The organism is Pseudoclavibacter sp. VKM Ac-2867, assembly GCF_015351275.1.
In the GTDB taxonomy this organism is placed as follows: domain Bacteria; phylum Actinomycetota; class Actinomycetes; order Actinomycetales; family Microbacteriaceae; genus Pseudoclavibacter.
The window spans coordinates 1-21,673 of the sequence record NZ_JADKSL010000004.1; the positions used below are offsets into that span (position 1 = coordinate 1).

At 70.5% G+C, this 21,673-nt stretch carries 16 protein-coding genes; 5 read left to right on the forward strand and 11 right to left on the reverse strand.

What is annotated here, in order from left to right; all coding sequences use genetic code 11:
• Nucleotides 1–216: 216 nt before the first annotated feature.
• From ITJ67_RS05460 to ITJ67_RS05485, 6 genes are all read right to left on the reverse strand, one after another.
• Nucleotides 217–1,182: an alpha/beta fold hydrolase gene (locus tag ITJ67_RS05460; protein ID WP_194677016.1), complete on the reverse strand. Its 966-nt coding sequence runs from the start codon at nucleotides 1,180–1,182 to the stop codon at nucleotides 217–219.
• A 2-nt stretch (nucleotides 1,183–1,184) separates the two neighbouring features.
• Nucleotides 1,185–2,033 carry a transglutaminase family protein gene (locus tag ITJ67_RS05465; protein WP_104244237.1) on the reverse strand — a complete coding sequence of 283 codons (849 nt, stop codon included), beginning with the start codon at nucleotides 2,031–2,033 and terminating at the stop codon, nucleotides 1,185–1,187.
• The gene (locus ITJ67_RS05470) at nucleotides 2,030–2,971 is read right to left on the reverse strand and encodes an alpha-E domain-containing protein (protein ID WP_104244235.1); all 942 of its coding nucleotides are present in this window, start codon (nucleotides 2,969–2,971) and stop codon (nucleotides 2,030–2,032) included. The genes ITJ67_RS05465 and ITJ67_RS05470 overlap by 4 nt, the downstream gene beginning before the upstream one ends.
• Nucleotides 2,965–4,755 carry a circularly permuted type 2 ATP-grasp protein gene (locus tag ITJ67_RS05475; RefSeq protein ID WP_194677017.1) on the reverse strand — a complete coding sequence of 597 codons (1,791 nt, stop codon included), beginning with the start codon at nucleotides 4,753–4,755 and terminating at the stop codon, nucleotides 2,965–2,967. Before ITJ67_RS05475 ends, ITJ67_RS05470 begins: the two co-directional genes overlap by 7 nt.
• Nucleotides 4,756–5,178: 423 nt before the next feature.
• Complete coding sequence (locus ITJ67_RS05480) at nucleotides 5,179–6,576, reverse strand: FAD-binding oxidoreductase (RefSeq protein WP_160075438.1); 1,398 nt, start codon at nucleotides 6,574–6,576, stop codon at nucleotides 5,179–5,181.
• Between the two features lie 711 nt (nucleotides 6,577–7,287).
• Complete coding sequence (locus ITJ67_RS05485; RefSeq protein WP_194677018.1) at nucleotides 7,288–11,697, reverse strand: proline dehydrogenase family protein; 4,410 nt, start codon at nucleotides 11,695–11,697, stop codon at nucleotides 7,288–7,290.
• Between the two features lie 199 nt (nucleotides 11,698–11,896).
• On the opposite strand from ITJ67_RS05485, the gene ITJ67_RS05490 reads away from it, so the two are divergent.
• The 3 genes from ITJ67_RS05490 (at nucleotide 11,897) to ITJ67_RS05500 (ending at nucleotide 15,436) form a co-directional block, all read left to right on the forward strand.
• Nucleotides 11,897–12,850 carry an L-lactate dehydrogenase gene (locus tag ITJ67_RS05490; RefSeq protein ID WP_104244226.1) on the forward strand — a complete coding sequence of 318 codons (954 nt, stop codon included), beginning with the start codon at nucleotides 11,897–11,899 and terminating at the stop codon, nucleotides 12,848–12,850.
• 116 nt (nucleotides 12,851–12,966) lie between these two features.
• Nucleotides 12,967–13,659: a YczE/YyaS/YitT family protein gene (locus ITJ67_RS05495; RefSeq protein WP_228502362.1), complete on the forward strand. Its 693-nt coding sequence runs from the start codon at nucleotides 12,967–12,969 to the stop codon at nucleotides 13,657–13,659.
• A 196-nt stretch (nucleotides 13,660–13,855) separates the two neighbouring features.
• Nucleotides 13,856–15,436 (forward strand): amino acid permease, encoded by a 1,581-nt coding sequence (locus ITJ67_RS05500; RefSeq protein ID WP_194677019.1) that lies wholly within the window; start codon nucleotides 13,856–13,858, stop codon nucleotides 15,434–15,436.
• A 388-nt stretch (nucleotides 15,437–15,824) separates the two neighbouring features.
• Here ITJ67_RS05500 and ITJ67_RS05505 read toward each other — a convergent pair whose 3' ends face one another.
• Nucleotides 15,825–16,784 carry a carbohydrate kinase family protein gene (locus tag ITJ67_RS05505; RefSeq protein ID WP_160074921.1) on the reverse strand — a complete coding sequence of 320 codons (960 nt, stop codon included), beginning with the start codon at nucleotides 16,782–16,784 and terminating at the stop codon, nucleotides 15,825–15,827.
• A gap of 68 nt (nucleotides 16,785–16,852) precedes the next feature.
• Between ITJ67_RS05505 and ITJ67_RS05510 the strand changes: the two genes are divergently transcribed.
• Nucleotides 16,853–17,212, forward strand: a complete 360-nt coding sequence (locus tag ITJ67_RS05510) for a hypothetical protein (protein ID WP_160074923.1) — start codon at nucleotides 16,853–16,855, stop codon at nucleotides 17,210–17,212.
• 98 nt (nucleotides 17,213–17,310) lie between these two features.
• On the opposite strand, the gene ITJ67_RS05515 is transcribed toward ITJ67_RS05510, so the two are convergent.
• Entirely contained in the window at nucleotides 17,311–18,045 is a 735-nt protein-coding gene (locus ITJ67_RS05515; RefSeq protein ID WP_160074925.1) for an ABC transporter permease, read from the reverse strand.
• Complete coding sequence (locus ITJ67_RS05520; protein WP_160074927.1) at nucleotides 18,042–18,821, reverse strand: ABC transporter ATP-binding protein; 780 nt, start codon at nucleotides 18,819–18,821, stop codon at nucleotides 18,042–18,044. Before ITJ67_RS05520 ends, ITJ67_RS05515 begins: the two co-directional genes overlap by 4 nt.
• A gap of 63 nt (nucleotides 18,822–18,884) precedes the next feature.
• On the opposite strand from ITJ67_RS05520, the gene ITJ67_RS05525 reads away from it, so the two are divergent.
• Nucleotides 18,885–20,060, forward strand: a complete 1,176-nt coding sequence (locus ITJ67_RS05525) for an SLC13 family permease (protein WP_194677020.1) — start codon at nucleotides 18,885–18,887, stop codon at nucleotides 20,058–20,060.
• A gap of 3 nt (nucleotides 20,061–20,063) precedes the next feature.
• Here the strand turns inward: ITJ67_RS05525 and ITJ67_RS05530 are convergent, their stop codons facing one another.
• Nucleotides 20,064–20,294, reverse strand: a complete 231-nt coding sequence (locus tag ITJ67_RS05530; RefSeq protein ID WP_160074931.1) for a hypothetical protein — start codon at nucleotides 20,292–20,294, stop codon at nucleotides 20,064–20,066.
• A gap of 82 nt (nucleotides 20,295–20,376) precedes the next feature.
• Nucleotides 20,377–21,663 carry an acyltransferase gene (locus ITJ67_RS05535; RefSeq protein ID WP_323741396.1) on the reverse strand — a complete coding sequence of 429 codons (1,287 nt, stop codon included), beginning with the start codon at nucleotides 21,661–21,663 and terminating at the stop codon, nucleotides 20,377–20,379.
• Between the last annotated feature and the right edge of the window lie 10 nt (nucleotides 21,664–21,673).

The window sequence follows — 21,673 nt, forward strand, 5'->3', positions numbered from 1 at the left end:
GCGCGAGCGCGCGGGCGGGCGCGCGGGCGGGCGCGCGGGCGGGCGCGCGGGCGGATGCGCGGGCGGGCGCGAGCAGGCAGGCGGGCGGTGGGGCGGGCGGGCGGATGCGCGGACGGGCGCGAGCAGGCAGGCAGGCGGAGGCGCCTGCGCGCGGGCAGGTCGGCGCGCAGGCGGGCGAGCGAATGCGCAGGCGGGAGGGCCGGCAGCCGCGCGAGGTCAGGCGGGGAGCGGGATGCGGGTGTCCAGCCACGCGACGATGTCGGCGATGACCTCGTCGCGGTTCAGCTCGTTGAGGAGCTCGTGACGCGCCTCCGGGTAGATCCTCAGCGTCACATCGCTCAGCTTCGACCGCTTCCGGTACAACCGCGCGAGCGCGCGCGGCCCCCGCTCGCCGTAGCCGATCGAATCCTCCGACCCGGCCATGATCAGCACCGGCACGTCGTCGAGCTTGCCGGAAGCAGCACGAGGCGGGATGTGCGCCAGCTGCAGCGCGCCCCTCGCCGACCAAACGGGCATCTTCGCGATGTCGAAGCACAGCTCGTCGTACGCGAACGCGCGGCGAGCGTCAGGGTTGCGGCTCAACCAGAGCAGGCCGGTCTCGTCCGGCTCGAAGCGCTTGTTCAAATTCCCGGCGTTGATGAAGCCGGGCACCGCGAGCGTCGTCCCGGTCAGGATGCATGCGGAGAAGAACGCCGAGTCGTGGGCGAGGAGCTGCTGCGCGAGCAGCGAACCCCACGAATGCCCCTGCAGGATCAATGGCAGCTTCGGGTACCGGTCGCGCACCCACGCGGAGATGTCCTCGAGCGCCTCGAGCGCAGCCCGGTTCTCGGTCGTGGGGAGCACCGACAGCCCGTGCGCGCCGAGGCCCGTCTGCCCATGACCGAGGTGATCGTGCGCGACGACCGCGTAGCCGGCCGCGACCAGGTCGCGCGCGTACGAGTCGTAACGCATCGCGTGCTCGCCGGAGCCGTGCGACAGGTGGATGATGCCTCGCGGCGACTCGCACGCCCACTCGTAGACGTGCACGTCGATGCCATGACCGACCGGCACGACGAACGAGGCCGGGGCGCCGGACGGGTCGGGCTTCGGGGCGGCTGGGCCGCGCGCATCCGCCCGCCCCTGCGAGCCGCCATGCGACCCACCGGCGGAACCGCCCTGCGAACCGGTGCCCGACCCCGTCATGGCTACGCCTCTCGAGTGATGTCGACCTTCACGAACAGCTGCGAGGAGAACGGGCCCGCGTACACGCCGCGCAGCGGAGGCACGTCGTTGTAGTCGCGGCCACGACCCACGAGCACGTGGCGCTCGCCGATCGGGATGTCGTTGGTGGGGTCCCAGCCGCGCCACTCGCCGTCCCAGTACTCGATCCACGCGTGGGACTCGCCGCTGACCGTCTCGCCGATCTCGGCGTTCGGCCGTGGGTGCAGGTAGCCGGACACGTAGATCGCCGGGATTCCGGCCGCACGGAGCGCACCGAGTGCGATGTGCGAGATGTCCTGGCACACGCCGCGCTTGTGCTCCCACGCCTCGGCGGCCGTCGTGCGGACACCCGTCACGCCGCCCTCGTAGGCGACAGCCTCGTACACGAGGTGGAGGATCTCCATCGCGGTGGACGCAGGTCCGGCGTTGGCACCCTTCACCTCAGCAGCAAGCGCCTTCACGTCGTCCGGCGGCATCGTGAGGCGCGTCTGCGCCGTCTGCTCCACGAGCTCGACGCTGCGCAGCCGCTCGCGGGCGAGCTCATCCCAGCTGAGCGACAGCTGACCCGCCTCGGGCCGCTGGCGCACCTCGACGAGGCTCGACGCAGTCAGCGACAGCTCGGAGTGCGGATTCAGCACCTCGAACGCCGTCACCTTCGTGCCCCAGTAGTCGGAGTAGTTGTGCGTCGACGAATGCGGCGTGACATCGAGGTGCCCGAACAGCACGAACTGGCCGTTGTTGGCCATCGGCAGCATGCGGGCCTCGTTGTACGAGGTCGTGACGTCGCCCTCGTACCGGAAACCGGTGGAGTGGCGGATGCGGATGCGACTCATGAGTTGTCTCCCACCCAGCTCGGTGCCGTGATCGACGGGAAGTAGCGCTGACGGATCGCCTCGGAAGCCCGAGAGACCGCATCCTGCACACCATCCATGTAGCGGGGCAGGTCGGCCAGCGTGTCGTGGATGGGGCGGTACTCGAGGTCAGAGGAGATCTGCCCGAGGAGCCGCTGGGCCTGGTCGGTGACGCCGACGCGGCCACCGCGCTCGTGGCGCGGCTGGATGTCGTAGAGGCTCGAGAGGGCCGTGGACACCGAGTACTGGATCGACCGCGGGAACAGGCGGTCGAGCAGCAGGAACTCCGCGGCGTTCGCCGCCGACGGCATGCCGTGGTACGTGCGCAGGTACGACTCGTACGCACCGCACGAGCGGAGGATCGTCGTCCACGACGCCCCGGAGGCCTCGGTGAGCGAACGCGTCGCGAGCAGCCTCGCCGTCATGTCGGCACGCTCCAGCGAACGCCCCAGCATCATGAACTGGTAGGCGTCGTCACGGCTCGCCGCCGAGTTCACGACGCCGACCGCGAGCGCCGAACGCTCGCGGACCCACGCGAACAGGTCGTGCACCTTCTCCTGCCGCACACTGAACGGCATGCGCGAGTAGGTGGCGTTGAGGCACTCCCACAGCTCCGTCGACACGATCTCGCGGGCACGGCGAGCGTTCTCGCGGGCCGCGTTGACCGAGTAGGCGATGGATGCGGGCTGCGAGCGGTCGACCGCGAGGAGGTTCAGGACGTCCGAGCGGGTGAGCTCCGTGTCGGGGTGCACATCCGCCGCGCCCATGACGCTGAGGAGCGACCGGCAGGCCGTCGCCTCGTCGACCCACGGGTCCTCGAGGAGCAGCTGCAGGTGCACGTCCAGAATGCGGGCGGTGCCGTCGGCACGCTCCACATAGCGGCCGATCCAGAAGAGCGACTCGGCGATACGGCTCAGCATGCGTCCGTTCCCTTCGGGTTCTTGCCGGCGGATGCGGCTGCCGGCGACACTTCAGCACGCGCCTGCTGCTGTTGCTGCACCTGCTCGGACTGTGAATGCGAGTGCGACTGGGCTTGCGGCTGACGGCCCTGCGTCTGCTGCTGCACCTGCTGCTGGTCGCCGCGCTTCGGGGCGTCCTGCGGCATGTGGTCCTGGCGGTGCGGGATGACGCGCAGCACGCCCGTCACGGGGTGCGGCGTCTCCGACACGTCGGCCTGGTCGTCGAGGAGCTCCTCGACGCCGTGCGGCTGCGGCTTGGAGAAGCTCCGCTCGGCGCCGACCACCCACGTGTCCTTCGACCCGCCGCCCTGGCTGGAGTTCACGACCAGCTGACCCTCCGGGAGGGCGACGCGAGTGAGGCCACCCGGCAGCACCCACACGTCGTGGCCGTCGTTGATGGCGAACGGGCGCAGGTCCGCGTGGCGCGGCCGCATCCCGTCGTCGACGAGAGTCGGGATGGTCGAGAGCTGCACGACGGGCTGCGCGATCCAGCCGCGCGGGTCGGCGAGCAACCGCACCCGCATCTCGTCGAGCTCCGTCTTCGACGCGCTCGGCCCGATCATGAGGCCCTTGCCGCCCGAGCCGTCGACGGGCTTCACGACGAGTTCGTCGAGCCGGTCGAGCACCTCCTCGAGCGCGTCCGGCTCCTCGAGGCGCCACGTGTCGACGTTCGGGAGGATCGCCTCCTCCGACAGGTAGTAGCGGATGAGGTCTGGCATGTACGTGTACACGAGCTTGTCGTCGGCGACGCCGTTGCCGACCGCGTTCGCGATCGTGACGTTGCCGAGGCGCGCCGCCATCATGAGGCCGGGCGAGCCGAGCATCGAGTCGCGGCGGAACTGCAGCGGGTCGAGGTAGTCGTCGTCGACGCGGCGGTAGATGACGTCGACGCGCTGCGGGCCGGCTGTGGTGCGCATCCACACCCGACCGCCCGAGCAGAACAGGTCGCGGCCCTCGACGAGCTCGACGCCCATGAGGCGCGCGAGCAGCGTGTGCTCGAAGTACGCGGAGTTGTAGACGCCGGGGGTGAGGACGACGACCGTCGGGTCCTCGATGCCGTCCGGGGCGGAAGCCCGAAGCGCCCCGAGAAGCCGGTTCGGGTAGTCGCCGACCGGGCGGACGCGCATGCGCGAGAACAGCTCAGGGAGCGTCTGCGCCATGGCGCGCCGATTCGAGATGACGTAGGAGACGCCGGACGGGACGCGCACATTGTCTTCGAGCACGCGCATCTCGCCGTGCTCATCGCGGATCAGGTCGATTCCGGACACGTGGATGCGCACGCCGTTGGCCGTGCGGATGCCCTTCGCGACCCGGTGGTAGTGCACCGAGGAGGCGATGAGGCTCGCGGGGATCACGCCGTCCGCGATGGCCCGCTGGTCGCCGTACACGTCGTCGAGGAACGCCTCGAGGGCGCGGACGCGCTGCTTGATGCCGGCTTCCGTCTTCTGCCATTCGGCGCGCTCGATGACGCGCGGGACCACGTCGAGCGGGAACGGGCGCTCCTCGCCGGCGAAGTCGAACGTGACGCCCTGAGCGAGGTACGAGTCGGCGAGCGAGTCGGAGCGGTGCCGGATCTGCTCCTGCGTCATCCCCGAGAGGACGTCGTAGAGATCTCGGTAGGTGCGCCGCGGATCGAGCTCGCCCTCTGGCGCCTCCCCCATGAACATCTCGTCGAATGGCGGCGACAGCGCCGCTTGGGATTGCCTGGTCAGAGCCTGGCTGTAGCCGTCGAAGAGGTCACCCATGCCCCGAGACTAGTGGACGCAATGTGACGCGCTTGTTTCGCGGAGCGCTCGCCTGGACGGCACGCCCGGGGTCCCGCAGAATTTCCCGTCAATCGTGGAGTTTCCTGGGGTGGCGCGCGTCCAGCTTGCGTGATCGTTCCGGCCGAGACCGCCTCCCGAGGCTGCGCAGCGGCCAACCACCACGGATGTTGGCCAGGGCAAGGCGGGCCGGGCCGGGCGGGTGGCGTCAGCTAGCCGCACGCATCCACCCGTCCGACGCGGGGTTCCACGGCGGGGTTCCACGGGTGGGTTCCACGGGTGGGTTCCACGCCTGCAGATGGCTTGCATCCCATCCCGAAGCGTGGCACTCACCTCGAAACCTGACCGTGTGGGCTGCCGAGCCGCAGACTTGCGCGGCCGCACGGCGCGCTGCCCCGCCCCCCCCTACTCGGCGAAGACCTTGCCCGGGTTCAGGAGCCCCTTCGGGTCGAAGAGGCCCTTGATGCCGCGCTGCAGCTCGTACTGACGCTCGCCGAGCTCCGCACCGAGCCACTGCCGCTTGAGCACACCGACCCCATGCTCGCCCGTGAGGGTCCCGCCAATCGAGATGGCGTACGTGAACAGCTCGTCGGCTGCATCCCACACCGCCTGCGGGACGACAGGCTCCGCCCTGTCGTAGATGAACGTCGGATGCAGGTTCCCGTCGCCCGCATGCGCGACCGTCACGATCGTCGTCCCGGTGCGGACGGCGACCTCGTCGATCTTCGCGAACATGTCGGGCAGCCGGTCTCTCGGCACGGAGACGTCCTCCACGAGCACCTGCCCGAGCGCCTCCTTCGCGGCGTACGCCTGCCGCCGCACATCCACGAGCGTGAGCGCCGACTGCGGGTCCGTCGTCATCTCCGCCGCCCCGCCGTTGGCCCGCAGCACCTCGACGATGCCCTCCGCCTCCGCCACCGCGTTCGCCCCATCGGTCTGGATGAGCAGGTACGAGTCGCCGTGAGACGCGAGGTCGACCCCCGTGTACGCCGAGACGGCGCGGAGCACGCCCCCGTCCATGAGCTCCATGATGGCCGGCTGGATGCCAGACGCGGTCACCGCAGCGGATGCGCGGGCCGCGCTCCCCACATCGGGGAAGTACGCGCCGATCGTCGGGACGACCCCCTCGACCAGCGGACGCAGCTTGAGCGTGCACTCGACGATCACGCCGAGCGTGCCCTCCGAGCCCACCATGAGCGCGCACAGGTCGAGGCCCGTGACCCCCTTGACCGTGCGGTGGCCGACGTCGATGACCGAGCCGTCGATGAGCACGACCTTGAGACCGAGCACCGCCTCGCGAGTCACCCCGTACTTCGCGCACAGCAACCCGCCAGCGTTCGTCGCGATGTTGCCGCCGACCGACGAGATGTGCTTCGACGCCGGGTCGGGCGCCCACCAGAAGCCGTGCCCCTCGAGCTCCTCGTTGAGGGCGCCGTTGAGGATGCCCGGCTGCACGATGGCCAACTGGTTCGCCGCCGAGATCTCCAGGATCCGGTTCATGCGCAGCGTCGACAGCACGATCTCGCCAGCGCCGCCCGCGCCCCCGCCAGCGAGGCCGGTGCCGGCCCCGCGCGTGACGATCGGCACCCCGAACTCGCTCGCGATGCGACACACGGCCTGCACATCCGCGACGGACTCCGCCTCGACGAGCGCCACCGGCACGCCAGCGGCGACCACACCGGAACGATCGACGCGCAGCGGCTCGAGTGCCGCCGGGTCCGTCACCACCCGTCCCGGCAGCTCACGGTGCAGAGATTCGAGTGCGTGCAGGGTGTTTGGCGCTCCGGCGACATCGGCAGACATGCGCCCGATCGTAGGCGAAGCGGATGCGCCCTCGCGAGCCGTGCATCCCGCGGCCACCCCGCGCAGCGTCACCTCCGCGCACCTTCACGGCGCACCAACACTGCGCACCAACAAGCCCGGAAGCGACAACGTCGGCGGAAGCGGGAGCGGAAGCGTCGGCGGAAGCGGGAGCGTCGGCGGAAGCGGAAGCGGGAGCACCTGCGCCCGGCCGGTCGCCTGCCGCCCGCAGCCCGCGTCGCCCGCGGCCCCGTCACCTGTCGCCCACCCCGTCACCAGGAGTGAGGCAGACGCAGGTTCCGCGTCGCCGGACCCTGCATCTGCCTCACTCCTCTGCCGGAGGGGCGGGGTCCGGGTGGCGGGGTCCGGAGGGGGGCGGGGTCCGGAGGGGGCGGGGTCCGGGGGCGGGGTCCGGGTGGCGGGGCAGGCTTTTGCTTGGAGGTTTCTGCCCACGGGGCAGGCGTCCGCTTGGCAGGCGGCAGCAGCTGGCGAAGACCCGCTGCCGCCGCGCCTCCGGCTCCCCCTGCCGGAGCCATTGACCAACATCAGTGAAAAAACAGCACCAGAACCCCGCCAACTCGCGTCAAGCGCCGATTTCGCACTGATGTTGGACAGCGGCGGCGCGGACAGCGAGCATCTGCACAACGACACAACTGGACCGCTGGCCCGCTGCACCCCGACGTCGCCGCCCCGGAGCCCCCTCGACCAGCGCGCCTACCCGCGGGACTTCGTGGGGCCCTGCGTGATGGGCGCGTCCGGATCGAACGTCTGCTCGTACGGGAAGAGCTGCTGCATGCGCGGGTCCGGATGCCCGCTGCGGTGCGCCGTGATGGAGATCGCCTGCTCGCGGAGGAACGGGAGCGCCTCGATGCGACCGGCCGGTGTGACCTCATCCGACCAGATGGAGATGTCCGGATCGCCTTCGAGGGCGTCGCAGAACTCACGCCGCTTGCCGCCGACGAGGCGCACGCGCAGCGTCTCGATGCCGCCGGCCCTCGCCCGCTCGGCGAACTCCGCGTCCGTCTCTCGCCGCACCGTCAGGTTCTGGGCCTGCAGTTCGGCGAGCACCGCATCAGGCACCTCGATGCCGGAGGTGATGAGCGGCTTCGAACGCACGATGCGGGCCGCGACGATGATGCGGATGAGGTCGGCGAGCGTCGCGTCCTCGGCGGCACGGATCGTGGCCTGCACCGGGATGTACCGCATGAGGTTGCGCTCGAACCCCAGATTCGAGACGTCGGAGACCTCCCCGAACTCCTCGTTGAACGCGATCTGGTCGCTCAGCGAGGCACGCCGCAGCCGGTCGAAGGTCTCGTAGTCCATGAAGGGAGCCGCCGACTCGATGAGGGCCGTCGCCTGCTCGTCGATGCCCCTCAGGTGCAGCGTCTGCGACTGCTCGCCGTGGTTCGGACGCCACGTGCCGAGTGAGAGCAGCGAGTTGGGGCCGCCGAACTTCGTCGCCGTGCCGACCATGGAGCGCAGCCAGCCGCCGAACGGCTGACGCTGAGGCGTGTTCCCGAGGATGTCTCGGTTCACGTAGAGGTTGCCGGCCTCCACTCGCCGCAGCCACTCGGCGATCTCCGTCCGGTCGAGCGAGTGGATGCCCGCCGTCAGCCCGTACTGGGTCGAGTTCTGCAGGCGGATCGCCTCGTCGAGCGTGTGCGTGTGCATGACGCTCAGAACAGGGCCGAAGAACTCGGTGACGTGCTGGTAGCTGCCTGGCTTCACGCCGGCGCGGATGCCGGGCGACCACAGGCGCCCGGTGTCGTCGAGCTGCCTCGGCTCGACGAGCCACGACTCTCCCTCGCCGAGGGAGCTGAGCGCGAATCGGAGCTGCGAGTCCGGTGGGGACACGAGGGGGCCGACCACGGCGCCGGGGTCGCTCGGGTAGCCGATGCGCAGGGAGGCGACGGCGTCAGCGAGTTGCTCGTGGAAGCGCTTCGAGCGGGCCACGGAGCCGACGAGGATGACGGTGCCCGCATGTCCCGGACGCTGTCCCGCGCTGAGGAACGCGCTGCGTGCGACGTCGAGCGCGGCCCGGTCGAGGTCGGCGCTCGGCGTGATGATCATCGAGTTCTTGCCGCTCGTCGCGGCGATGAGCGGCAGGTCGGGGCGCCAGCGAAGGAACGAGCGGGCCGTCTCCCAGTTGCCGCTGAGCAGCACTCGCTGCACGCGGTCGTCGGTGATGAGCATCTGCCCGAGCTGCTCGTCGGAGAGGAGGCTCTCGTCGCAGATCGCGAGCTGCACGAGATCGCGCGGGATGTCGGCGTCCCACAGCACCTCCGCGAAGACCGCCGCCGTGCGGCGCGTTCGAGGCGAGGGCTTCAGCACGACCGCGCTGCCGGCGGCGAGCGCCTGCGCCGTGTGGCCTGCGCTGCCTGCGACTGCCGGGACCCAGGAGGGCGTGACGACGGTCACCGCGACGGGTTCGAAGTCGGCCCCCTGCATGCGGTCGAGCTGGCGTGCGAGGTGCGCGTAGTAGTTCGCGAGGTCGACGCAGCGGCTCACGTCGGCGTCGACGTCGGGCAGCGGGGTCCCCGTCTCGGAGACGGCCACCTCGATGAGGCGCGCACGGTTCGCTTCGAGGGCCTTCGCCACCTTCTCGAGCACCGCTGCCCGCTCCCAGCCCGGCTTCTGTGCCCACGGCTCGGCCGCACGCTCTGCGCGCGAGAGCAGCGCATCCACGTCGCCCGGCTCGTGCAGCAGGTGCCGTTCGACCTCGTCGATGCCGAGTTCGCTGCGCGGCACGCGGCGCTGGATGGAGAGGAGCCACTCGCGGTTGCTGGCGAGCGAAGGGTCGGTGCCTGGCGCGTTCCTGAACGTGTTGCGCAGCAGCCTGCCGCGCTTCAGGCCGAGCACCACTTCGGTGAGGCGGGGGCTCGGCCCAGTGTCGGCGGGGTTCTCGGTGACCTCTTCCTCGTCTTCGATGACGGGCTTCGAGGCCGGCTTCAGCTTCTTCACGCGCGCCGGGCGTTCGGGCGCTGGCGCCTCGTCTTCGAAGAGACCTTCGGGGAAGAGCTCGAGCTGGATGCTGGCCGTGACGGTCGCGGCGTCGTCCGCGAGCACGCGATCCTGCTCGCGGTTCGGGCCGGAATCGATCTGCCGCATGCGCGCCGTCGCGCTGAGGAGGCGCTCGTCGTCGGGATGCACGGCGTCGGCTGGGAGGCCGGTCGCGGCGGCGGGTGCGCCTTCGGCTGGGTCCGCTCCGAGCTGCCGGGCCCGAACATCCACCCGGTGCTGCAGGTAGCTGGCCGCATGACGCTGCGTACTGCCTGTGATGACGGGCGTTCGCTCGACGAGCTCGACCCCGGCAGAGCGGATGCGGCCGAGCGCCGCCTCGTCGCTGGAGCGCGGCACGACGACCCGCACCGGCCGCGGCAGGCCGCGTGCCTTCGCGATGGCTGCGGCGAGCGCGACGTCGCGGCGTGCATCCGCCTCGACCTCGACCCTGAAGGCCGCGGCGTGGTCGATGGCGAGCGCCTCGTCGAGGAGGCGTGCGAAGTTGGCGTCGACGTCGGCGTCGGACGCGTAGGTCGCGAGGCGCCAGCCGTTGATCACGGCGTCGGCGCGCTCGAGCTCGTGGTTCGCGTCTCTGGTGATGGCGACCGTGATGTCGGAGCCGAGGTCCTCGCGTCGCATGTGCGCCCACCCGCCGATGCGGCGGAGCAGGCCGGGTGTCTCGGGGAACTGCGCGGGGAGGGAGATTCCGACGTGCAGGCCACGCAGCTCCTCCTGCTCGAAGGCGCGCATGAACGCCTGCACGGTCAGCTCGAGGTCGGCCGAGGACTGCGTGCGCAGCATGATCAGCGGCGGGTTCGGGGCGGTGAGCGCCGCGCGTCCGAGCGCGGCGAGCTTGAAGACGACCCGTTCGAGGGTGCCGTCGAAGTCCCAGAGGGCCGGCTGCGCTTCGATGTCGGCGACGCGCAGCTCGAGCTCGCGAACCTGACCCGCGGCGAGCAGCTGCGTGTAGATCTCGAGGCTCGCGTTCGAGCCGCGCTCGCCGAGCACAGCATCGCCGAGGAGGCGGATGCGCGGCACGGCTCCCCGGGAGGCCGCACGCTCGGCGGCCGCCGAGATCTCGGAGGGCACGTTGCGGACGGTGTCATCGCCGAAGAACGCCGACGTGGCGCGGCGCATGAGGGGGACTGCGAGCCACGGCACGCCGGGACCCGCGAAGGCGCCGAGCTGGAACGCGCGCTTCGTGCCGGGCGAGAGGCTCGCGGGGAGCTTCGGGGCGAGGTCGCCGAGGCCGTTGCCGGCTGCGATGGCGTCGTCGGGCCGGATGACGTCGTCGATGAGGGAGCGAAGGAAGTATGCTCCGTCTGCTCCGCTGAGCACGCGGTCCAGCTCGGAGGTCGTGTCGGCGCGGCGTCTCGCCCGGGCGCTGGAGGCGGCCTCGACCGCGGCCGCGCGCTGCGCATCGGAGGCGGCGAGCTGCTCGCGCCAGCCGCGCAGCGTCGCGAGCGCCGCCGGCAGGGCCTCCGAGACGGGCACGTCGCGCAGCTGCGTCACGACGGGCATCGCCGCGGTTGGCGGGGCGGCGTCGACCGGACCCTTGAGTGCTGGGGCGGCTGGTTCTGGCGAGGCGGGCGGGGTCGCCGCGGGGCCTGCTGGTCTCGATGCGGCTCGGGATGCGTCGCTCGCGTCGCGGTCGCCCGTCGCCGTGCGCCCCTCGGCTCGCAGGGCGGCGACGATCGAGTCGTCCACGGCGACGGTGCGCTCGGCGACGGGACCATCAGCACCGTCGGCGTCAGCACCATCGGCACCGTCACTCGCGGCGTCCCTGTCGCTGGAGGCCGTCCGTCCTTCTGCGCGCAGTGCACGCACGATCGAGTCGTCCACCGTCACGGTCTCGTCCGGCGAGAGCTGCGCGGCGGGCGAACCGGCCCCCGGGAGAGCCGACCCAATCGAGGCGGACTCGGGCGACTCGGGGTCTGCCTCCGCTCCCCCGTCGCGCTTCGCGAGCACCTGCTTCACGAAATCGGCGCGCTGCACCCGCCTGGCGTCGACCTCCTCGAGTCCGCGAGCGCGGCGGTCGCCATCGCCACGGTCGTTCGCACCGGTATTCGGGGAAGTCGCGCCGTCGTGCCGTGATTCTTCACTGGGTTCCGACGGGATGCGCATGCGAACGAGCGTAACCAGCGCACCTTCGGGCCAACCCGAGCCGCGCCGCGACACGCCGCAGTGCGCCGGGCCGCGCCCATACGATCAGAGCGTTGCCGACCGAAGCGACGGTCGACGCCGCGTTGCTCCGCGTTCGTCTTCCCGGGACGGTCTCCTCATTCAGCGTCTCCATCGCGGAGGCTTCGTGGAAGGAAGCACCATGCCCGTTCAGAAGCAGTCCAAGGTCGCCATCGTCGGAGCCGGCAGCGTCGGCACCTCGCTCGCGTACGCCTGCCTCATCCGCGGTGTCGCCCGAGAGATCACGCTCTACGACATCGACACGAAGAAGGTCGAGGCGGAGGTGCTCGACCTCGCCCACGGCACCCAGTTCACGGGCTCGAGCGTCATGACCGGCTCGAGCGACATCACGACCGTGGCCGGCGCCGACGTCGTCATCATCACTGCCGGCGCCAAGCAGAAGCCGGGGCAGACGAGGCTCGACCTCGTCGGCGTGAACGTCGGCATCCTCGAGTCGCTCATGCCGCGACTCGTGGAGCTCGCCCCCGACGCCGTGTTCGTGCTCGTCACGAACCCCTGCGACGTGCTCACGGTCGTCGCCCAGCGCATCTCCGGCCTGCCGCCAGGGCGTGTCATCTCCTCCGGAACAGTGCTCGACACCTCCCGCCTCCGCTGGATCATCGCGAAGCTCGCCGGTGGCCTCGCCCCCACGAGCGTGCACGCCACCATCGTCGGCGAGCACGGCGACAGCGAGTTCGCCCTGTGGTCGCAGGCCACGATCGGGCCCGTGCCGATCCTCGACTGGGAGCGCGACGGCGAGCGCCCTTTCACCGAGGAGACCCTCGAGAGCATCACGAACGACGTGCGCACCGCCGCCTACAAGGTCATCGAGGGCAAGGGCGCCACGAACTACGCGATCGGCCTCTCCGGGGCCCGCATCGCCGAGGCGATCGTCAACGACGAGCACGCCATCATGCCCGTCTCCACGCTCCTGCAGGGGCAATGGGGCATCGACGACGTCGCCATCTCCACCCCCGTCATCGTCAGCGCACGAGGCGTGGAGCGCATCCTCGACACCCCCATGTCGCCGAGCGAGCTCGAGAAGTTCCTCGCGTCGGCTGAGGAGATCCGCTCGACGGTGCGCTCCGTCAGCTAGACCCGTCAGCTGGGTGCGCTCTGTCAGCTAGGTCCGGATGCGCGCAGGAGCACCCACCCATCCACTCTTCCGGAGTGGACCGCGATACCCGCGCGCGCTGAGGCTTAGATACACGGATGCGCTCCATCGTCCGCCTGCCCCGCCGCGCCACGCAGCTCACCGTCGGCCTCTTCCTCTACGGCTTCGCGATCGCCATGATCGTGCGCGGCGAGCTGGGCGTCTCGCCCTGGGATGTGCTGACGCTCGGCGTCCAGGTGCAGTCCGGGCTGCCGTTCGGGCTCATCACGGTGCTCATCAGCGTCGTCGTGCTGTGCCTGTGGATCCCGCTCCGGCAGCGGCCAGGCTTCGGGACCCTCACGAATGCGCTGCTCGTCGGCCCCTTCGCCGACCTGGGGCTGTGGATCATCCCACCCGGCCTCGACCTGTGGTGGCGCATCCTGCTGCTCGCCGGCGGCATCCTGACCCTGGGCCTCGCGACGGGCCTCTACATCGGCGCCCTCTTCGGGCCGGGGCCACGCGACGGCCTCATGACGGGCCTGCACCGGGTGACGGGATGGCGCATCTGGATCGTGCGCACGAGCATCGAGGTGGTCGTGCTCGCCATCGGGTGGCTGCTCGGCGGAGACGTGGGCATCGGCACGGTCGCGTTCGCGCTGCTCATCGGCCCCATCTGCGGCGTCACGATCCGCTGGTTCACGGTCGATGTGGGAGACGCAGCCGAGTCGGAGACTCCCCTGGAGCGTGACGTGCGCGGCAGCGTCGAGCCGAGCGACCCCGAGATGCTGCCGGGCGACTCGCCCGCGAGCTGACGCGCACCGCCATCCCGGACGGGTCGAGCCCCACCCCGCCGCGTCACTTATGAACACAAGGTGAACGGGACACGCGCAGGGCCCTACCCTTGCTCGGTACCGACCTCGAGGCGCCCGCCGCGCTCCTCCCCCACGTGCTGAGTCCTCAGCGAGCACGTGACGCCCGGGGCCCCCTTCACCAGGAGAAACGTGATCCATGACGTCCCCAAGCGCTGACGGCAAGATTCCCGAAGGCGCAGCAGCGCCTCACACCGAGGCCGTCTTCACCGAGAAGGGCCGCGATCTCAGCGAACGCGGCCACCAGCGCGGCAACGGCCGCCCCGTCGAGCAGGGCGAGGCCCTCGCGAACACGCTCAAGCCGCGCCACCTGTCGATGATCGCGCTCGGCGGCGTCATCGGCGCTGGCCTGCTGGTCGCTTCCAGCACGGCGATCCTCGCCGCCGGCCCCGCCGTGATCCTCGCCTACGCCCTCGCCGGCGTCGTCGTCGTCCTCGTCATGCGGATGCTCGGCGAGATGGCATCCATCTCCCCGGAGACGGGCTCCTTCTCGGCCTACGCGACGCGATTCATCGGCCCGTGGGCCGGCCTCTCCATCGGCTGGCTCTACTGGTGGTTCTGGGTGGTCGTCGTCGGCATCGAGGCGACCGCGGCCGCCGTCATCATCAGCGGCTGGCTGCCCGAGGTCCCACAGTGGATCCCCGCGCTCATCATCACGCTCGTGTTCCTCATCGCGAACCTCATCAGCGTGAAGTCGTTCGGCGAGTTCGAGTTCTGGTTCGCGTCGATCAAGATCGTCTCGATCATCATCTTCATCATCGTCGGCGCGCTCCTCATCGCGCACGTCATCCCCAACAACACGGCCACGTTCGGCAACCTCGCGCCAGCAGACGGCGGATTCGCGCCGTTCGGCGTCGCGGGCATCCTGGCTGCCCTCCTCCCCGTCATCTTCTCGATGTTCGGTGCCGAGGTCGCGACGATCGCGGCCGGCGAATCCGAGCAGCCGGCGCAGGCCGTCCGCAAGGCCGTCAACTCGGTCGTCTGGCGCATCCTGCTCTTCTACATCGGCTCGATCCTCGTGGTGCTCATCGTGCTGCCCTGGGACCAGATCACGGCAGGCGTGAGCCCCTTCGTCACCATGCTGAACGCGGCGGGCATCGGCTGGGCGGCCCTTGCGATGGACATCATCGTGCTCTCCGCGCTGCTCTCCACCCTCAACGCCTCCCTCTACACGGCATCCCGCATGGCGTTCTCACTCTCCCGCCGCGGCGAAGCCCCCAAGGCGTTCCGGAAGGTCTCGAAGCGCGGCACCCCGTACGTCGCGATCCTCGCCTCCGCCGTCGTCGGCCTCCTCTCCGTCGTCCTCAACTACACGACCCCCGAGTACGTCTTCTCGTTCCTCGTGAACTCGACGGGCGCCGTCGCGATCTTCGTGTGGATCGTCATCGCCGTCTCCCAGCTGCGCTCGCGCCGGATCCTCGCGGAGGACGCCGTCGCGGCCGGCGAGGACCCGAACGAAGCGGCGAAGGGCAGCATCCGCATGTGGGGCTTCCCTTGGCTCACCTGGGTGGTCATCATCGCCTTGTCGGCGCTGCTCATCTACATGTTCTTCGCGGGAGAGACGCGCCTTATCGAGGTGACCACGAGCTTCGTGATCGCCGGCATCTCGATCGTCGCGGGCGTCTATGTGCAGCGCAAGCAGAAGCGCGAGCGCTCGGCGGCAGCCGCGGTTTCGGGTCCCGCGACTTCGGATCCGGCTTCGGCGGGTTCGGCGCACTAGTTCGGGTTCGGGTTCGGCGGGCTCGCGCTCGGCGACTTCGGCGGGTTCTACGAAGTCTTCGGGTTCTGCGGGCTCGGGCTCGGGTTCGGCGCATTAGTTCGTCCCCTGCAGCGCGCGCCCCAGGGCGGGTTCTCCTGGGGCGGGTTCACTCGGGATGGAAAAGTCACTTCGTTGCGGGAAGTTCTCCAGCACGAAGCGACTTTCCCATCCCGAACCCGAAGAGGTCGGCCCGAGGTCCGTCCCGACACGAGCCGACACCGGACGAGCCGAGCCACCCCAAAGCCCCCAACTCGGGATGGAAAAGTCACTTCGTTGCAGGAACTTCTCCAGCACGAAGCGACTTTCCCATCCCGAAACGGCAGGGGCGCGCAGGCGGCGGGCGGCGCGGCTACGCGTCGGCGGCGGGCGGCAGGTCGTCGTCGGCCGCGAGGAAGCTGCCCGTGACGCGGACCGTCGCGGCGGCGACCGTCATGGCGCGCTGCAGGATGCGCCGCGCATCCGCCACATCGTGCGGGATGCCGCCCTGCGCGATCGACGCGACAGCCGTCGCGAACACCGCATCACCCGCACCCATGGTGTCGACGATGTCGCCGGGCAGGTCGACGATCGGCTCGGCGACGTCGATGCCGGCCCGGTTCACCCAGCGGCCGCCGCGCGTGCCCTCGGTCGCGAGCACGTGGGTCGCGCCGAGGTCGAGCATGTCGCTGGTCGCTTCGTCGAGGGGCGCGTCGAAGAGCAGGTCGGCGTCGTTGTCGGACAGGTGCGCGAAGAGAGCACTCGACACGTGCCGTTCGAAGTTGTCGAGGAAGGCGCCCGCGTCCTCCACGAGCCCGAGCCGGGGATTGGGGTCGAGGAGCAGCCGCTCCTGTGGCCGGATGACCGCCTCGAGCAGGCGCCGGTGCTGCTTCTTGTCATCGAACGCGAAGCCGGAGATCGCGACAAACGGCGCGGCCCGGATGAGGGCGACCTGCTCGTCGTCGAAGCGGATGCGCCGCGCCCTCGCGGCGTCGTCGAACGTGTAGAGGGGCTCCCCATCAGCGGACTCGCCGACGGCTCGCCCGGTTCCGGCGAGCGAGACGGACGGAGCGAACTGGATGCCGCACCTGTGGAGGTGGTCGCGGATGCGCAGCCCGTCCGGGTCGTCGCCGATGCTGGCGATGAGCGCGATGGGCACGCCGAGGCGGGCGAGCGCCATCGCCACGTTGAGCGCTGAGCCGCCCACGTAGCTGCGGCTCGTGAGCCCGCCGCGCGCCTCGGTCTCCCGCAGCTCGGTCACGATGGCATCTCCGACGACGACGACAGGCGCGTCCGAGGTCGGCCGGGTCTTCGCTGTGGGTTTGCTGCTCATGCCCCCGATTGTGCCTTGCATGGATGGACCCTGACTGTCTGCGCGAAGTGCACGCCTATCCTCGTTGCATGTCCACTCCAGCAACCAGTCGAGAAGCAGCGCACGTGCTGCTCGACGCCGTCTCCGTCACGGAGGTCTCTCCGGACGCGGCGGCACTCGCGTACGAGCGCCTCGTCGAGGTCGGCGCGTTTGTCGTGAAGGTCGAGCAGGGGCAGGGACTCGACGCTGACACGGACCCGGATACGGAGCAGCCCGCCGACGGCGGCCCCAACCAGGTCAAGGTCAACATCGAGCTCTCGAACCTGCTCCACGCGAACTACATGACCCTCGACTGGCTCATCGAAGAGCTCGCACACGCGCGCAACGCGACGCGTGACGACATCATCATCGCGCTGCGCGAGCACCTCGACAGCGTCGCCGCGAAGTAGCCGCACTCCCCTGGCGGCCTCGCCCGCTCCCGGAGCATCCGGGAGCGAAGACGGAGGGGCCGGGCCGGAACCGGACGCGCCGCGCCAGGCCAGGCGGGTTAGGCCGTGCGGCGGCGAAGCGTGAGCGAGCCGAGCGCCAGCGCGCCGGATGCGAAGGCGAGGACGACGAGGATGGGCGCCCAGAGGTCCCAGCCCGCGTCGCCCGCAGTGACCGCGTTGATCGCGTCGATGCCGTAGCTCAGCGGCAGCCAGTCGGAGATCGCCTGCAGCGCCTCCGGCATCTGCTCGCGGGGCATCAGGATGCCGCCGAGCAGGATCTGCGGGATGACGAGCACCGGCATGAACTGCACAGCCTGGAACTCGGTGCGCGCGAATGCGCTCGCGAGGAGCCCCAGCGCGGTGCCGAGCAGAGCATCCGCGACTGCTACGAGTGCGAGCTGCCAGAGCGGCCCCTCGACGGTGAGGCCGCACACGAGAACCGCGAACGCGACGGTGACGGCTGCCTGCACGACGGAGGCGACGGCGAAGGCGAGTGCGTAGCCGACGATGAAGTCGCCCTTGGCGAGCGGCGTCGTCATGAGGCGCTCGAGCGTGCCCGAACGACGCTCCCGGAGGGTCGTGATGCTCGTGACGAGGAACATGATGATGAACGGGAACAGCGCCAGGATCGCAGGCCCGAGCCGCTGGAACACGCCGTCCTGCTCGGAGAACAGCCAGGAGAACAGGCCCACGAGGAGGCTGGGCGCGACGACCATGAGCGCGATCGAGCGGGGGTCGTGGCGGATCTGCCGCAGCACACGGCCTGCCGTCGCCAGCGTCCTCCGGGGGCTCATGATGCGGCGCCTTCCTCGGCACCCGCGTGGCGTCCGCGGTGATCGTCGCGCTGGATGAGGGCGAGGAAGGCGGCGTCCGCGTCGCTTGTCCCCGTGGCTCGCAGCAGTTCCGGCGGGGTCGTGTCGGCGACGACCTGCCCGTCGCGCATGAGGATGAGGCGGTCGCAGCGCATCGCCTCATCCATGACGTGGCTGCTCACCAGGAGCGTTGCGCCTCCGTCGGCGAGTGAACGGAACAGGGCCCACAGCTCCTCGCGCAGCACGGGGTCGAGTCCGACGGTGGGCTCGTCGAGCACCAGCACCTCGGGATCGCCCAGCATGGCGACGGCGAGGGAGACGCGATTCTTCTGCCCGCCGCTGAGCGACTCCACCCGCTGTTTCGCCTGGCCTCTCAGCCCAACCCGGTCGATCACGGCGGCCACGTCCGCTCGCCGGCTGCCGAGGATGCTCGCGAAGGAGCTGAGGTTCTGCGCCACGGTCAGGTCGTCGTACACGGATGCGGATTGCGTCGCGTACGAGACACGCGAGCGAAGCTGCCGGGAGCCGGCGGGCTCACCCAGCACGGTCACGGTGCCGCCTGCCGTCTTCTGCACGCCCACGATGGCGCGCATGAGCGTCGTCTTCCCGCATCCGGACGGCCCGAGGAGCCCTGTGATCTGGCCGCTGGGGATGGACAGGTCGAGCCCATCGAAGACCGTCGCTCGCCCGCGTTCGACGCGCAGCCCGCTCACGATGACGGCCGCTCTCCGCGCAGGAACATCCCCGTTCGAGGTCATGCTCGAATCCTACGAGCGGACTCCGACATCGCAAGCCCTTCGCGGGCCTATGCTTGCTCAGCCATGGCTGAGTCCCACGTCGCCCGCGTCGCCCCCATCATCGCCACCGCCGTGCTTGTCGTCGCGGCGGTCGTCGTCGCGGCCATCGGAGTGCTCCCGGCCCCTGAGCTGCTGGAGCTGGGCGAGCGTGTGGTGCCCGTGCTCGCGTTTGTCGTCGGCATCACGATCGTCGCGGAGCTCGCGAGCGACGCCGGGGTCTTCTCGGTGCTCGCCGACCGTCTCGCGAAGCTCGGGCGAGGGCGCCTCTGGCTGCTGTGGATGCTCGTCCTGCTGCTCGCCACCGTCAGCACCGCCTTCCTCTCGCTCGACACGACCGCCGTGCTCGTGACGCCCGTCGTCGTCCTGCTCGCCGTGCACGTCGGCGTCTCGCCCATCCCGTTCGCGCTCGCGACGGTGTGGCTCGCGAATACGGCCTCCCTCTTCCTCCCGGTCTCGAACCTCACGAGCCTGCTCGCTGCCCGCTCCTTCGAGGGCGGGCCCCTGCAGTTCCTTGCGATCACGTGGGCCCCTGCACTCGTGGGCGTGCTCGCGAGCGCCGCCATCCTGTCGTTCGTGTTCCGGAGAGAGCTCGACCGCCGCTACCGGATGCCGACCCCGACGAGCATCCAGGACCGGCCGCTCCTGATCTTCGCCGCCGTGGTCACCGCGCTGCTCCTCCCGGCGCTCGTCACCGGCGTCGAGGTGGCGATCCCGGCGGGAGCCGCCGCGCTGCTGCTCATCGTCGCCTTCGCCGTCCGCCGCCGCGGAGCGCTGCGCTTCGGGCTCGTGCCGTGGCAGGCGCTGGGCATCGCCGGCTCGCTGTTCGTGCTGGTGGAGGCGGCCCACGCGCACGGCCTGAGCGAGCTGCTCGCCGCGGTCTCGGGAAGCGGGGACGACCCGCTGAGCCTCCTGCAGCTCTCCGCGATCGGTGCCGCGAGCGCCAATGGCATCAACAACCTGCCCGCCTACCTGGCACTCGAGCCGGTGGCCGACAGCCCGGCTCGCCTGGTCGCGCTGCTCATCGGGGTCAACCTCGGCCCGCTCGTCACCCCTTGGGCGTCGCTCGCGACGCTGCTCTGGCACGAGCGTCTCGTGGCGCTCGACGTGACGATCTCGTGGCTCCGCTTCGTGGCCCTCGGGCTGGTCGGCGTCGCGATCATCGTCCCGCTCGCGACGCTGGCCCTCGCCGCCACGATCTGACGCCTACTTCCTCTTGCGCGCCATGTCGTCGAACGCGGCCTGCAGGGCGATCGCGAAGCCGACGCCGATCGCGACGCCCATGAAGAGGAACGCGATCGTGAACCCCGCGCTCATCGAGAGAATGACGGAGATCACGACGCCGATCGCAATGCCGATCGCGATGCCGAGGGCCCACGGCACGAGGCGGGGCCGGTAGCTGCTGACGGGGTCTTCGCCTTGCTTCGGTGCGGTCACGGTCGTCTCCGGTCCTCGTCGAGAGCTGTGCGCCAAGTCTGGCGGGTCGATCGCCGTGTCCACGAGCGGTGATGGCGAACCGTCAGGTTCCCCTCGGCCGATGCACAGGCGCGCGTGACGGCCAACGCCCGAGCAGCAGGATGGCCGCGCTCAGCAGCACCGTGCCGGTCGCGGCGAGGGGCAGGTCCATGAGGAACTGCAGCACGAGGAACGACGGCGTGAAGGCGCAGACCACGGCCACCGCGACCACCCGCCCCGGCGGGGTGCGCCCCACCTCCCGCGGGGTCTCCCACCGCCCCACGATGAACGACAGTCCGTAGACCGAGACGAGCACGACGAGGAAGTACGGGATGCGGCTCCACCACCACGCCGTGGAGCCAGGCTCGGGTGCCCCGCCCGGGATGAGGAGCGCGAGACCTGAGACGAGCAGGATCACGGGCAGGTGCCACAGGTAGACCGTCATGAGCCGAGACCCGACGAGGAACACGACCGCGCGCGCGCCCGACGTCTGCATGAGTCTCGCCAGCGCGGGCCGCAGGAGACCCAGGATGCATGCCTGCGCGACGGCGAGCACCACAAGCGGCAGCGTCGCCGGGTTGAGGTTGAAGAGCATGTCCGGCGAGTAGGGCCCGAGTGTCGTGAGCGGTGCGAGCGACGCGTACGCCAGGACGGCGATGGCCAGGAGGGTGAGCGGGCGCCGCCGGTCGAGCCACCCGTCGGCGAACCAGAATCCCAGCTGCTGCACGAGCACCCACACGAAGAACAGGTTGAGGAGGCCCACCTCGGGAACGCCAGTCGCGAAGCGGGCCGCGTCGACCGCGATCACGCCGGCGAGCAGGACGCCCAGGGTGCTCCGCGGGGCGCGGGCGTGCCAGCCCGCCATCCACGGCACGACTGCCTGGCACAGCGTGTACGCGGCGAGGAACCACAGGGGTGTGCCGGCGCCGGATGCCGCCAGGTCGACGAGCGCCGGGTCGAGTCCTGCGAGCGTGGCCGCACCGATGCCGACGAGGAAGAAGGCGTACAGGGGCAGCGCCGGCTGGGCCAGCCTGAGCACCCGCGAGCGCACGTAGTCCGCCGGCGTGGAGCCCCGCCGCACGGCACTTCGCCAGGCCGTGATCGACGCGAAGCCTCCGACGACGAAGAAGAAGAGCGGCATGATCTGCCCGGCCCAGGTGGCGAGCGCGAACCAGGGCTGGGCCTCGAGCGGACGGGACGCGACCAGCTGCCCGGTCGCATCCACACCGATTCCGACCATGAGGAGGTGGATGAGGACCACGAGCAGCACGCAGAACACGCGCGCGAGGTCGAGCGTCAGGTCGCGCTTGGAGAGGTCGACGGCGACCACCTGCTGTCTCGGCTCGGCCACGTCGCCGCCC